Annotated in this window: 10 protein-coding genes and 1 riboswitch; of the genes, 3 read left to right on the top strand and 7 right to left on the bottom strand. The window is 66.4% G+C overall.

Annotated features, from left to right (window positions below):
* Positions 1–18 precede the first annotated feature (18 nt).
* The 7 genes from cobA to cbiB all read right to left on the bottom strand — a co-directional run bounded on the left by cobA (position 19) and on the right by cbiB (position 10,566).
* Positions 19–837, bottom strand: a complete 819-nt coding sequence (gene cobA, locus DB032_RS14010; RefSeq protein WP_107800027.1) for a uroporphyrinogen-III C-methyltransferase — start codon at positions 835–837, stop codon at positions 19–21.
* 1 nt (position 838) lies between these two features.
* Entirely contained in the window at positions 839–2,746 is a 1,908-nt protein-coding gene (locus tag DB032_RS14005; protein ID WP_107800026.1) for a putative cobaltochelatase, read from the bottom strand.
* The gene (locus DB032_RS14000; protein ID WP_107800025.1) at positions 2,743–6,879 is read right to left on the bottom strand and encodes a cobaltochelatase subunit CobN; all 4,137 of its coding nucleotides are present in this window, start codon (positions 6,877–6,879) and stop codon (positions 2,743–2,745) included. Before DB032_RS14000 ends, DB032_RS14005 begins: the two co-directional genes overlap by 4 nt.
* Positions 6,876–7,205 (bottom strand): ferredoxin, encoded by a 330-nt coding sequence (locus DB032_RS13995; RefSeq protein ID WP_107800024.1) that lies wholly within the window; start codon positions 7,203–7,205, stop codon positions 6,876–6,878. The genes DB032_RS14000 and DB032_RS13995 overlap by 4 nt, the downstream gene beginning before the upstream one ends.
* On the bottom strand, positions 7,202–8,248 hold the full coding sequence (locus tag DB032_RS13990; RefSeq protein WP_107800023.1) for a HoxN/HupN/NixA family nickel/cobalt transporter: 1,047 nt from the start codon (positions 8,246–8,248) through the stop codon (positions 7,202–7,204). Before DB032_RS13990 ends, DB032_RS13995 begins: the two co-directional genes overlap by 4 nt.
* Before the next feature lie 107 nt (positions 8,249–8,355).
* Positions 8,356–8,538, bottom strand: a riboswitch (cobalamin riboswitch).
* 107 nt (positions 8,539–8,645) lie between these two features.
* Entirely contained in the window at positions 8,646–9,632 is a 987-nt protein-coding gene (gene cobD / locus DB032_RS13985; protein WP_107800022.1) for a threonine-phosphate decarboxylase CobD, read from the bottom strand.
* On the bottom strand, positions 9,625–10,566 hold the full coding sequence (gene cbiB, locus DB032_RS13980) for an adenosylcobinamide-phosphate synthase CbiB (protein WP_255411653.1): 942 nt from the start codon (positions 10,564–10,566) through the stop codon (positions 9,625–9,627). Before cbiB ends, cobD begins: the two co-directional genes overlap by 8 nt.
* A 130-nt stretch (positions 10,567–10,696) precedes the next feature.
* On the opposite strand from cbiB, the gene DB032_RS13975 reads away from it, so the two are divergent.
* The 3 genes from DB032_RS13975 to DB032_RS13970 all read left to right on the top strand — a co-directional run bounded on the left by DB032_RS13975 (position 10,697) and on the right by DB032_RS13970 (position 13,401).
* Complete coding sequence (locus DB032_RS13975) at positions 10,697–12,166, top strand: cobyric acid synthase (protein WP_107800020.1); 1,470 nt, start codon at positions 10,697–10,699, stop codon at positions 12,164–12,166.
* 257 nt (positions 12,167–12,423) lie between these two features.
* Positions 12,424–12,810 carry a hypothetical protein gene (locus DB032_RS23780; protein ID WP_146176684.1) on the top strand — a complete coding sequence of 129 codons (387 nt, stop codon included), beginning with the start codon at positions 12,424–12,426 and terminating at the stop codon, positions 12,808–12,810.
* 33 nt (positions 12,811–12,843) lie between these two features.
* Entirely contained in the window at positions 12,844–13,401 is a 558-nt protein-coding gene (locus DB032_RS13970; protein ID WP_107800019.1) for a DUF2726 domain-containing protein, read from the top strand.
* The last annotated feature ends 10 nt before the right edge of the window (positions 13,402–13,411 follow it).

Raw genomic sequence — 13,411 nt, 5'->3', positions numbered from 1 at the left:
CGGCAAAGCCGGGCCTCTTCACTGTGCGAGTTCAGTCGGCCGCCACTTGGATTCATGCCCAATCCCCCCGCCCTTGCCCTGCAAGGGAGCCTCGCTGCGCTCGAGCGCTGAGGGGCTACAGGACGCCAGCGCCACCGTCGGTCCGATGACGATCAGCGCCGGGCTGTGGATGCCGGCCGCGCTCATGTCTTGTTCCAGCGCGTCCAGGGTGCTCAGCACCTGGCGCTGCTGCGGCAGGGTGCCGTTTTCTATCGCCGCCGCCGGGGTGTCGGGTTTCAGGCCGTGGCGCAGCAGTTCGGCGCGGATCAAGGGCAGCCGCTTGACGCCCATATAGATCACCAGCGTCATGCCGCTTTGCGCCAGCGCCCGCCAGTTGGGCTCGTCGCCGTCCTGGTGCGGGTGGCCGGAGACAAAAGTGACGCCGTGGACGAAATGGCGGTGGGTCAGCGGAATGCCCAGCGTGGCCGGCACCGCCAGGCCGGCGCTGAGGCCGTTGACGATCTCCACCTCGATGCCGGCCGCTTGCAGCGTCAGCATTTCCTCGCCGCCGCGGCCGAAGACGAAGGGGTCGCCGCCCTTGAGGCGCGCCACCGTCCTGCCGGCGCGGGCCTCGTCCATCATTCTTTGCTCGATGGCGGCCTGCGGCGTAGACGGCCGGCCGCCGCGCTTGCCCACCGGCACGATTTCAGCGTCCGGCCGCAGCAGGGTGTGAATATCCGGATGCACCAGATCGTCCACCAGCGCCACATCGGCCAGCCGCAGGCAGCGCGCGGCCTTCAGCGTCAGCATGTCCAGGTCGCCGGGACCGGCGCCTATCAGATAAACCTTGCCCGTCATCTCAGCGGCCCAGTCTTTGTCGAATCGTCAATGTCAGTTGCTCGCCGGTCAGGGCGTCGCAAGCCAGGTATTCCGCGCCCAGCGCCTCGGCCAGTTCGCGGGCGCGGCCCAGGCGGACGAAGTCCTGCTCGGTGTCCAGCACCAGCGTCGGCGTGCCGGCCAGCTGGCCGGCCAGGTCCAGCGCTTGCCGCCACGGGTCGCCGTCTCCGTCCAGCGCCACATTGGCGCGGCCGTCGCTCAGGATGACCAGCAGCGGCGCCGGGCCGCCCAGCTGGCGGGACAGCGTGTCGGCGGCCAGCGCCAGCGCGTGCGCCAGCGGGGTGCGGCCGCCGGTGGGCAGCTCGCGCAGCGCCCGTTCGGCCTGCTCCACGCGGTTGCACGGCGGCAGCAGCAGTTCCGCCTGCTGGCCGCGGAAGGCGATCAGCGCCACCTGATCGCGGCGGCGGTAAGCGTCTTCCAGCAGGCTCAGCACCGTGCCCTTGACCTGTTCCATGCGCTGGCGGGCGGCCATCGATCCCGACGCGTCGACGACCAGCAGGATCAGATTGCCCTGTTTGGCGACGCGGACCTTGTCGTGCAGGTCGGCGCGGGTGACCGCGAAGTTGTTGGGGTCGCGCAGCAGCGCGTGGCGCAGGGTGGCGTCCACCGCCAGCTGGGCCGGCTGCGGATTGGCTTCGGCGCGCACATAGTGGCCGCGCTGACGGCTGGCGCCGTCGCTGCGGCGGCCGGTGGCGTCGCCGGAGGAGGGCGCCTGGACGCGGATGCGGGCAATGTCGCCGGCCGGCGCAGCGGCGAAGATTTGCTCGGCGCCATGGCCGGACGTGTCCGCTTGCTGTTCGCCGTCGCCATCCGGCGGCGGCTGGTCGGCGCCGTTCCGCTCCTGCGGGGGTGGCGGCGGATTCGACGCTTGCCGCGTCATCTGTTCCAGCTTGTCCTGATCCAGCCCGCTCTGTTCGAACGGCTTGCTGCGGCGGCGATGCGGCAGCACCAGCCGGGCGGCGTCGCGGACATCCTCGGCGGAGGCGTCGACGCGGCCGTCCAGCGCCGCCAGCGCGCGGGCGGCCTTGTTCAGCACGATGTCGGCGCGCAAGCTGCTGACTTCGAATTCGCAGCACAGCTCGCTGACGAAGTGGAACAAGCTATCGCTGAGCCGGGTTTGCGGCAGCAAGGCGCGGGCGGCGGCGATCTTGGCGCGCAGCGCCTCGCTGTCGGCCTGCCACTGCGCGGCGAAGCCGGCCGGATCGGCCTCGAAGGCCAGGCGGCGGCGCACCACCTCGGCGCGCTGAAGAGGCTCGCGCGGCGCGGCCACGTCCACCATCAGGCCGAAGCGGTCCAGCAGCTGCGGCCGCAAATCGCCTTCTTCCTGGTTCATGGTGCCCAGCAGCGTCACCCGCGCCGGGTGGCTGACCGCCAGGCCCTCGCGCTCCACAGTGTTGACGCCCATCGCGGCGGCGTCCAGCAGCACATCCACCAGATGGTCGGCCAACAGATTCACTTCGTCGATGTAGAGCATGCCGCGGTGGGCTGCGGCCAACAGGCCGGGCTTGAACGCTTGCTTGCCGCCTTGCAGCGCCTTTTCGAAGTCCAGGCTGCCCAGCACCCGGTCCTCGGTGGCGCCCAGCGGCAGGTTGATGAAGGGCACCGGGCCGTCATGCAGCGCGCGCGCGTCGCCGGAACACACCGGGCACAGCGGCAGCGGGTGGTCCGGCTCGCAGTTGTAGCCGCAACCGGCGGCGCGGCGGATGGGCGGCAGCACGGCGGCCAAGCCGCGCGCGGCGGTGCTCTTGGCGCTGCCCTTGTCGCCGCGCACCAGCACGCCGCCGACGGTGGGGTCCACCGCGCAGATCAGCAGCGCCTGCTTCAGTTGTTGCTGGCCGACGACGGCGGCAAAGGGGTAAATCGGGCTCATGCTTTGTTCTCTCCGCGCGCTTCCAGCAGCGCCTCGCTATCCAGGTGCAACTGGCGCAGGGCGGCCAGCGTCTCCGGGTCCGGCTCCGCCCACAGCTGGCGCTGCGCGGCTTCCAGCAGACGGTCGGTGATGGCGTTCAAGGCCCAGGGGTTGCTGTTGGCGAAGAACTGCTGCATCGCCGGGTCCAGCGCGTAGCTTTGCGCCAGCTGTTCATAGACCCAGTCGTCCACCACCTGGGCGGTGGCGTCGTAGCCGAACAGATAATCGACGGTGGCGGTCAGCTCCAGCGCGCCCTTGTAGCCGTGCTTCTGGATGCCGGCTATCCACTTGGGGTTGGCCACCCGCGAACGGAACACGCGCAGCACTTCCTCCTTCAGCCCGCGCACCGCCGGCGCTTCCGGATTGTGGCTGTCGCCGAAGAAGGCGCGCGGCTGGCGGCCGCTGAGGCTGCGTATCGTCGCGATCATGCCGCCGTGGTATTGCAGGTAGTCGTCGCTGTCGAAGATGTCGTGTTCGCGGTTGTCCTGGTTGTGCAGCGCCACTTCCACGCCGGCCAGCCGGTGGCGCAGCGCGTCGCGGGCGTCGGCGCCGTTGGCCTCGCGGCCGTAGGCGTAGCCGCCCCAGTTGACGTAGGCGGTGGCGAAGTCGGCGTCGTTCTGCCAGTTCTGCTCGTTGATCAGCGGCAGGATGCCGGCGCCGTAGCTGCCCGGCTTGGCGCCGAACACGCGGTACAGCGCATGCGCGTCGGCGTCGGGCAGAGCACCCAGCAGTTCGTTTTTCAGGTCGGCCAGGTAGTGCTTGCGCAGGAAGTTCTGCTCCAGCGGCTCGTCCAGCCGCGCCACGGTGTGCACCGCCTCGTCGATCAGCGCAATCAGATGCGGGAAGGCGTCGCGGAAGAAGCCGCTGATGCGCACGGTGACGTCGATGCGCGGCCGGCCCAGTTCGGCCAGGGGGATCACTTCCAGACCCTGCACCCGGCGGCTTTCCTGTTGCCAGCGCGGCTTGACGCCGAGCAGGGACAGGATTTCGGCGATGTCGTCGCCATGGGTGCGCATCGCGCTGGTGCCCCACACGCTGATGGCCACCGACTCCGGGTACTGGCCGGTTTCCTTCAGATGGCGGGCCAGCATCTCGCGCGCCAGGCCGTCGCCTATGCGCCAGGCGGCGTTGGAGGGCAGGCTGCGCGGGTCCACCGAGTAGAAATTGCGGCCGGTGGGCAGGATATGGGCCATGCCGCGCGTGGGCGCGCCGCTGGGGCCCGCCGGCACGTAGCCGCCTTCCAGGCCGCGCAAGAGATTGTCTATCTCCTCCGCGGTGCGGGCCAGCTTGGAGCACAGCTCGGCGCAGACGAAGGTCAGCACGCGTTCCAGGTCGGCGTTGGGCTCGATGCCGGGCAGCACGGCGGCGACGGCTGCCGGCACGGCGGCGCTGTCGTAGCCGCGCGCGGCCAGATCGGCGATCAAGCCGCGCGCCAGCTTCAGCACCGCGTCGTGGGCGTCGGCGCGGGTGACTAGCGGCTGATCGGCCAATGTCTGCAAGGCAGCGGGCATCTCAGCTAGACGCTTGCCCTGATCCTGCTGCCACAGCGTCCAGTCGCCGCCGCAGGCCGCCGCCACGCTGGCGGGCAGGCCGGGGATGCCCAGATTGGGCAGCCGGGTCAGCGCCAGCAGCATGTCGACCAGCGCCTCGCCCTGCGGCGCGTTGCCCAGCACATGCAGGCCGTCGCGGATCTGCGCCGCGCCCAGTTCGCACAGATAGCCGTCAATGTCCTCGATCAGGTGGGCGACGTCGACACCGTCCATCTTGGCCAGGCTCAAGGGCACGCCGTCTTCGTTCAGCGTGTCGTCCCAGTCGTGGTCATGATCGTGGTGGTCGTGGCTGTGGCTGTGGCCGTGATGATCATGATGATGATGGTCGTGGTGATGGCCATGGTGTTCATGATCGTGATGGTGGTGCCCATGATCGTGGCCGTGGGCGGCCTTGGCCGGGCGATACTTCGCCGCCGCGGCCGCCGCCGGTTTCATCGCGGCAGCCGGTTTGGCCGCCTGCGGCCGGTATTTGCCGTGGACGGCGGCGGGCGCGTGATGATGTCCGCCATGCGGGTGTGGGTGCTCATGATCGTGGCGAGGCTCGTGCTCATGGCCGTGCTCATGCTCGTGATCATGTTTCAGCATCGCCGCCAGGTCGGTGTCGAGCTTGGCCTCCTTGATCAGGTCCCAGATCTGCTGCTGCAACAGCGGCAGCTTGTTCGGGTCCAGCAGCTCCACCTGGTAGTACTCGTCCACCAACTGGGTCAGCTGCGCCAGCGGGCCGTAGCTGTCGGCGGTGGTCATCGTCGGCGTCAGATGGTCGATGATCACCGCGTGGCCGCGGCGTTTGGCCTGCGAGCCTTCGCCCGGATCGTTGACGATGAAGGGGTAGAACAGCGGCATGTCGCCCAAGAGCGCATCCGGGAAGCAGTTCTGCGACAGGCCCACCCCCTTGCCCGGCAGCCATTCCAGCGTGCCGTGCTTGCCGACGTGGACGATGGCGTCGGCGCGCCAGTCGTCGCGCAGCCAGCGGTACAGCGCGTAGTAGTGGTGGGTGGGCGGCAGGTCCGGCGTGTGGTAGATGGCGTCCGGGTCCATGCCGTAGCCGCGCGGCGGCTGCAGCGCGACGAAGACATGGCCGTAATCCAGGCCGGAAAACACCAGTTCGTCGCCGTCGACGTAGGCGCCGCCCGGCGGCTGGCCCCAGCGCTGCAGCATTTTGTCGCGCAGACTGTCCGGCAGCTCGTCGAACCAGGCCTGGTAGCGCTGGGCCGGCACGCGGGCGGCGGCGTTTTTCATCTGCTCGGCGCTCAGGTAGTCCTGATCGTAGGCGCCGCGGTCTATCAGCTCGTGCATCAGCGCGTCGCTGTCCGGCGGCAGCGGGTCCATCTGGTAGCCGCGGCCCTGCATGCCGCGCAGCATAGCGTATAGAGACGCGGGCGAATCCAGCCCCACCGCATTGCCTATCTGCGAGGCCTTGCTATTGGAGTTGGTGAAGATGAAGGCGATGCGTTTGTCGGCGTTTTCCACATGGCGCAGCCGCGCCAGGCGGGCGGCGATGCCGGCCAGGCGGCGGGCGCGGTCCGGCAGCGGCGCGTATTGTTCGGCCTGGCCGGGCTGGTCCATCATGGCCGGCTGCTTGAAGCTCAGCGGCACGCCGATGATGCGGCCGTCGAATTCCGGCAGCGCCACGTTCATCGCGGTGTCCAGCGGGTTGAAGCCGCGGTCCGAGGCTTCCCATTGCTCGCGCGTCATGCTGCTGGTGATGGCCTGCAGCACCGGCAGGTTCAACCGGTCCGACGCCTCCACCGCCCAGCCGGGCTGGGTGGGGCCGTCGTTGTTGATGTCGCCCATCGCGAACGAGGTGGTGTTGATCAGCAAGGACACCTTGGCGCGCGGATCGGCCAGCAGCGCCAGCGCCGCCGGCAGGCCGCCGTCTTGAATCGTGCGCAAGGACGAGGTGAACACCGGCAGCGCGTTGACGCCGCGCTCGGCCAGGCAATCGACCAATAGATCAATGAAGCGGGTGTTGCCGGACAGCCAGTGGGCGCGGTAGAAGCACAGGCCCACGGTGGGCCAGTCCGGGTTGCGGATTGCCAGCCAGTCGGCGAGCGAGCAGGGCGCGCTCAGCTCCGGGTGGTAAACGCCGTGCTCGGGCAGCGGCAGCGGCGGCTGGTAGCCGAAGCCGGTCAGCAGCAGCCTGTCCGCCAGGCAGCGCATCAGCTCGCCCAGATTGGCGCTGCCGCCGGCCTGCAGATAGGCGTGGACGTCCTGCTGCAGCGATACCGGCGCGCTGCATAGCGCTTGCAGCTCCGGGTCCGGCTCGCCGGTGCCGCTGAGCACGATGACCGCGGCCTGCAGCCGGCGCGCGTGGGCCAGCAATAGTTCCAGCCCGGGTATCGCGTCGGCGCGGCCCAGCACGCGCAGCACGATGGCGCGGACCTGGGCCAGTTGGCCGTCCAGCAGCGCTTGCATCGCGGCCTCGTCGGCAATGCCTTGCAGCGAGATGCCAGACACGGAGGGGAAGTCTTCCGGCCAGCGCGCGCGCGACAGCGCGGCGAGATCGGTGCCGGCGTGGCTTAACAGGGCGAGTGCGGCGCTCATGCCTGCGCCTCCGTTTCGATGTCGCCGACGCCGGTTTTATGGAACACCAATTCCTCGACAGGAACGCCGCCCTTCAGATGCTGGCAGACGATGCGTTCGATATCGCTTTCATTCACCTTGCGGTACCAGACCCCGTCCGGATACACCACCATCACCGGGCCTTCCTTGCACACGGCGAAGCAGTGGCTGCGGGTGCGCTTGGCGCGCAGGCCTTCGCAAGCGTCTATGCTGCGGCCCAGGTGCAGGAACATCGCTTCCGAACCCTGGCCGTCCGGCGTGCAGCGCGGGCCGGTGCACATCAGCACGTGTTTGTCGTGGGTTCTCATCGCGCCTCCGGCGTCAGTTGGTCAAAACGCTTCCATTTATAAATGGCGGCGGAGGCAAGCCACGTCAGCAGGAACACGCCGATGACGAAGTAGCCGAAATGAGCCAGATCGTCGTTGAGCGCTGAGATCAGATCCCAGAAGCCGCCGGTGAGCTGCAGCTTGTCCGCCAGCAGGCCCAGGCCCTCCAGCCCGCCAATGCCGACGGCGACGAGGACGGAAACGAAGGTGATGGTCAGGTTGTACCAGAGCTTGCGCACCGGATTGACGAAGGCCCAGCCGTAGACTTCCACCATCATCATGCTGTCCAGCGTGTCCACCAGCGCCATGCCGGCGGCGAACAGCGCCGGGAACACCATGATGTGCCACAGCGCCACGCCGTTGGCGCTTTGCGAGGTGGCGATGGCGAACAGGCCGATTTCAGTGGCGGTGTCGAAACCCAGGCCGAACAAAAAGCCGATGGGCAACATATGCCAGCTCTTGGTCACCATGCGGAACAGCGGCTTGAGCAGGCGCGCGACCAGGCCGCGGTTGTTCAGCAGCAGATTCAGCTGCTCGTCGCAAATGGCCTCGCCGGCGCGGGCGCGGCGGAAAGCGCCCCATACCGCGCGCAAGGAAGACAGATTGATCAGCGCCAGCGTCAGCAGAAAGAAGGCCGACACGCTGGTGCCGATGACGCCGCCTATCTCCTTGAAGCCGGCGACGCGGCTTTGCAATGCGCTGGCGGCGAACACGATCAGGGCGACGGCGATGACCACCACCGCGGAGTGGCCGGCGGAGAAGAACAGGCCCACCGCCGACGGTCGGCGGCCTTCCTGCATCAGCTTGCGCACGGTGTTGTCGATGGCGGCGATGTGATCGGCGTCCACCGCGTGGCGCAGGCCGAACAGATAGGCGAGCAGGGCGGTGGCGAGTTGGGCCGGATGATCGGCGAAGGCGGCGAAAGCCCAGGCCCAGGCCAGCAGATTGGCCAGGATCAGCCCGGCGAGTATCGGCGCGTGCTGCGCCAGACGGCGGCCGGCGGACGGCGCGGTGGATGAATGCATGGTGCCCTCGGAGACGATTTCCGTCGCGCAAACGAGGGCACAGGTCGCCGAGTGTTCATGAGCGGCGCATGTGCGTATCCCCCGGTACACCCCGCCCGGTTTCTGCTTGCGTCGACACGTATGACGGCCGGTCTCCTGGCTCGCGCGTCGCCGTCCGGCGCCGCCTTCCCGGCCCGTTTAGGGGCCAGTGGCTTTAGGCGTGGACTCTGCGCTTACAGTTGCGGGGGCAGCCGCGGTCTTGCACCGCGTTCCCGTTTCACCCTCTGAGAACCTGTTTACGAGCTGCCGCGCATCTTGGCTGGCGAGCTCGCACACAGGTTTTTGGGGCACCGTCATGATGGGGTCGGATGATACGTGACAAAAACCAGGCTGTGAACAGCTGGCGTTTTGATTTTAATTACAATCGCCGCCAATCCGCCAAGGCCTGCTCCAGCCGCGCCCAGTCCTGTTCGCCGCTAGGCAGGCCAAAGCGCAAGCTGGGCAGGGACTCGAAATAACGGCTCAAGATGCCGCGCCCCGCCAGATGGCGATGCAAGGGCAGGCTGGCCTCGCCGGGAACCCACTGGAACAGCTCGCAGCCGCCGGCCGGGGCGAGCCCGTGCCGCTGCAGACAGTTCCGCAGCCGCGCGCTATCGCGCAGCAGCTTGCTCCTCATGGACTGCTGCCACGCGGTGTCGCCAAGCGCCAGCGTCACCGCTTCGCGCGCGGGTCCGGCCATGGCCCAGGGCCCCAGTTCCTCGGCCAGCGCTTGAAGCAGCGCGGCCTGGGCGAACACGAAACCGGCGCGCGCGCCGGCCAGACCGAAGAATTTGCCGACCGAGCGCAGCACGATCAGGCCCGGCTTGCCGATATGGGGGAGCATGCTGTCCCGCGGCGACGCATCCAGAAACGCTTCGTCGACCAGCAGCCAGCCGCCGCGTTCCGCCAGCCTTTGCCGCCAGTCTTCCAGCAAAGCCGGTTCAAAACGGTCTCCGGTGGGGTTGTTGGGATTGCAGATTTGAACCACGTCCAGCTGATCAATATTCGCGGCCAGCCCGTCCGGCGTGAACCGTTCCACGCGGTGTCCGCGCCTTTGCCACTGGTAGGGGTGCTCGGCGTAGCACAAGGTCAACATGCCGACGCGGCAGGGCGCTCGCAGCCGTGGCAGCACCTGGATGGCGGGCTGGGAGCCGGCCACCGGCAGCAGTTGCTCGCAACCGTAATATTCCGCCGCCGCCGCTTCCAGCCCGTCGTGGTCCTGCGGCAGCCGCAGCCAGCCGTCGGCGGACAGCGGCGGCACTGGCCAGCCATTGGGATTGACGCCGGTGGACAGGTCCAGCCAATCCCCAGGCGGAATACCGTATTCAGCGGCCGCTCGCAGCAGGCCGCCTCCGTGTTCAAGCATGCATGACTCCAATCAAAACAGCCCACAATAGGGAAAGACCGGCCCACAGCCATGCGCCGCGGCTGACCAAGCGCACCGCGCGGCCGATGTCCTGATGCGTGGGCGCGGGGCCGCAGCCCAAGGGCGGGCGCTCCTTCCACTGGCCATGGTAGCGCGCGCCGCCGCCAAGGGAGACGCCCAGCGCGCCGGCGCCGGCCGCCATCACGGGGCCGGCGTTGGGACTGTACCAAGTGGGCGCCTGCGTTCTCCAGCAGCGCCAGCCGCTTGCCGCGTGGCCCAGCAGCAGATAGGTGAGGGCGGTCAGCCGCGCCGGGACATAGTTCAACACATCGTCGAGGCGGGCGGCGGCCCAGCCAAAATGCAAATAGCGCGCGTTCTTATAGCCCCACATCGCATCCAGCGTGTTGGACAGCCGGTACAGCACCGCCCCGGGCGCGCCCAGCAGCAGAAACCAGAACAGCGCGGCAAAGACCGCGTCGCAGCCATTTTCCAGCACCGACTCAATGGTGGCGCGGGCAATCCCGGCCTCATCCAGCTCGCTCGTGTCGCGGCTGACAATCCAGCCCACCCGTTCACGGGCCAAGGCGAGATCGCCGTCGGCCAGCGCCTGTCTGACCACCTCCGCATGCTGAGCCAAGCTCCTGGCGCCCACCGCCAGGTAGAGCAGAACAAGCGGGACAATGGCTGACAGCAGCGGCAACCGGGCCAGCAGCCAGGCCGCCAGCGTCAGAGGCAGGATCAAGAATGAAACGGAGAGGGCGCCGCGCAGACGCATGCGCCAGCGGGGCTCGGCATCGGGCGAGGAGGGGTAGCCAAAGCGCTCAACGGCCCGGGTCAGCCGACCGAAGCCGACTAGTGGATGCCAGCGCCGCGGCTCGCCCAGCAGGCGGTCCAGCAACAGCGCTAGCGGTAGAAACAATGCGGAATTCAACACACAACCTTATATAATGGCCGACCGCCGCTTGGAGGTATCCAATGCGCAAATTTCTAGGGTTTGGGATGGCCGGAATGAATCAAGCCGCCATTCTAAGCCTTGTTCGCCATCTATGTGCGGGGGGAATGCCATGGCCAAGACCATCATGATTCAGGGCGCCACGTCCGATGCCGGCAAGAGCGCGCTGGCCACCGGCTTGTGCCGGCTGTTGGCCCGCCGTGGCGTGAGGGTGGCGCCGTTCAAGCCGCAGAACATGGCGCTGAACAGCGCGGTGACGGTGGACGGCGGTGAGATCGGCCGCTCGCAGGCGGTGCAAGCGCAGGCCTGCGGGCTGGAGCCGCATACCGATATGAACCCGGTACTGTTGAAGCCCAACAGCCATACCGGTTCTCAGGTCATCATCCACGGGCGGGCGATAGGAAATATGGAGGCTCGCGGCTATCACGACTACAAACCGGTGGCGATGAAGGCGGTGCTGGCGTCCCACGCCAGGCTGGCGGAGCAATATCAGTGCATCATCGCCGAGGGCGCCGGCAGCCCGGCCGAGATCAATCTGCGCGACGGCGACATCGCCAATATGGGCTTCGCCGAGGCGGTGGACTGCCCGGTGATCCTGGTGGCCGACATCGAACGCGGCGGCGTATTCGCCCACCTGGCCGGCACCTTGGCCTTGCTGTCGGAATCCGAGCGCGCCAGGGTGATCGGCCTCGTTATCAACCGCTTCCGCGGCGACCCCAGCCTGCTCAAGAGCGGCATCGATTGGCTGGAACAACATACCGGCAAGCCCGTGCTGGGCGTACTGCCGTATTTGCACGATTTGCACCTGGAAGCCGAGGACAGCATGGGCCTGGACAAGCCGGGCGGCGCGAGCGGCGCCGGCGACAAGCTGCGCGTCATCGCCCCGGCCGCGCCGCGCGTCAGCAACCACACCGACTTCGACCCCTTGCGCCTGCATCTGCAAGTGGAATTCACCCTGGTGCGCGCCGGCACGCCCATCCCGCCGGCCGATCTGATCGTGCTGCCCGGCAGCAAGAGCGTGTTGGCGGACCTGGCCTGGCTGCGCGCGCAGGGCTGGGAAGAAGCGATACGCCGCCATCTGCGCTACGGCGGCAAGGTGCTGGGCATTTGCGGCGGCCTGCAAATGCTGGGCCGCAAGCTCCACGATCCAGACGGACTGGAAGGCGAGCCGGGTAGCGGCGACGGACTGGGCTGGCTGGACATGGAAACCACGCTGGCGCCGGAAAAGCGACTGACGCGGATGTGCGGCCGGCTGACCTTGGACCACGCCGAGGCCACCGGCTACGAAATCCACATGGGCGTCAGCGCCGGCCCGGCGCTGCAGCGGCCAGCGCTGCATTTCAAGGACGGCGGCGCGGACGGCGCGCGCTCGGAAGATGATCAGATCCTGGCCACTTATCTGCACGGCGTGTTCGACGAGCCGGCCGCCTGCCAGGCCATCCTGCGCTGGGCTGGATTGCACGAAGCGGTGGCGCTGGATTACCCGGCGCTGCGCGAGACCAATATCGACAAGCTGGCGGACATGCTGGAACAGTTTTTGGACCTTGGGCCTATCATCAGCGGCTTGCCTAAAGGCGATTGAACCACTGAAGCCCAGGGGTGGGCTTCAGGCGGGTTCTGGCGGTGCCTTGGCTTGTCCTTATATTCGCATAATGTATATTATGTCAAATCGCAGAAAGAAGAAGAAAGCGTTGCTGATTTGCAACAGTCATAGCCTAATGCTGAACACGTAATATGACAACGCCAACAACAACTATAGAGAGGCCCGCAAGGGCCTCTTCTCTTTCCGGTATGTCACAGCAACGATTCAGCCCGTGGACAAGGTTCGCATGCGACAGCTTGGAACTAGCCAAGCTGATGTTTACACACGACGATGAAGCTGCAGCAAAAGAAATTGGCGTTACGGTAACTGAATGGCGAGGATGGAAAACGGGCGAAGAACCTGTCCCTAAGCTTGTATGGCTGTATCTGAAACAGCGCAGGAAGATACAAGACATGGGACCGTGGAAAGAATACCAGGTAGACGGCGAACGTATCGTATCGCCTTGGGGCGATGCTCTACATATCAACGAATGGCATGAACTAAACGAGTACCGCCGAGCACACAGACTAGCCCAAGAGCAAGCCGATCTGATCGAACGACTAATGGCCGAGCGTGACTTCTACCGCGAAAACTGCCACCGGCAAGCCAAGTTTGGACTGATGCTAAATCGCATATTCCGTTAGCATTACGACACGGCAACAAATCGGAAAACAGCCATGACTCTAATCGCAACCCTGCTTTTCTTCTCCCTAGTAGCGGCACTCGCTATCTCAAGCAAATCAAAGAAGGCGAAACAAAAAACCGGGCCAGCGCAAGAACAAGCGCCGACACCATCAAAGACACAATACACTCTCAAGCGCAAAACCCTACTCACAAAACACGAAGAAGAATGCTTTCACAAGCTCAGACGCAGCCTAGCACCCGATTTCTTGGTTTTCCCTCAAGTCGCACTAAGCCAAGTCATTGACGCAACCGGCGGCAGCTATGGCGAAAATCAAAGCGCACGAGGCAAGATCAAGCAAAAGGTAGCAGACTTCGTCATTTGCAAAATCGACATGTCAATGATTGCGGTTATCGAACTGGACGACAGATCCCACGACAAGAAAAAGGAAGAGGACCAAGCCCGAGACAACATCATCCAGGAAGCCGGGCTAATGGCAATACGTCTCAAACCAAACCCCAATCAAACAATCATCGACAATCTCGCACGAGCGCTAAAACAAGCGCACCCCAGACCAGAGCCTGAAAAGGCCGCAACAGTACCCGCCTCATAAGACGCCCTAC

The organism is Chromobacterium sp. Panama (assembly GCF_003052555.1).
Classification (GTDB): domain Bacteria; phylum Pseudomonadota; class Gammaproteobacteria; order Burkholderiales; family Chromobacteriaceae; genus Chromobacterium.
This window is presented reverse-complemented; position numbering and strand designations above follow the sequence as displayed.

Excerpts from the sequence above, each read along its gene's own strand:
- cobA (WP_107800027.1), bottom strand. The coding sequence starts at position 837 with ATGACGGGCAAGGTTTATCTGATAGGCGCCGGTCCCGGCGACCTGGAC.
- DB032_RS14005 (WP_107800026.1), bottom strand. The coding sequence starts at position 2,746 with ATGAGCCCGATTTACCCCTTTGCCGCCGTCGTCGGCCAGCAACAACTG.
- DB032_RS14000 (WP_107800025.1), bottom strand. The coding sequence starts at position 6,879 with ATGAGCGCCGCACTCGCCCTGTTAAGCCACGCCGGCACCGATCTCGCC.
- DB032_RS13995 (WP_107800024.1), bottom strand. The coding sequence starts at position 7,205 with ATGAGAACCCACGACAAACACGTGCTGATGTGCACCGGCCCGCGCTGC.
- DB032_RS13990 (WP_107800023.1), bottom strand. The coding sequence starts at position 8,248 with ATGCATTCATCCACCGCGCCGTCCGCCGGCCGCCGTCTGGCGCAGCAC.
- cobD (WP_107800022.1), bottom strand. The coding sequence starts at position 9,632 with ATGCTTGAACACGGAGGCGGCCTGCTGCGAGCGGCCGCTGAATACGGT.
- DB032_RS13975 (WP_107800020.1), top strand. The coding sequence starts at position 10,697 with ATGGCCAAGACCATCATGATTCAGGGCGCCACGTCCGATGCCGGCAAG.
- DB032_RS13970 (WP_107800019.1), top strand. The coding sequence starts at position 12,844 with ATGACTCTAATCGCAACCCTGCTTTTCTTCTCCCTAGTAGCGGCACTC.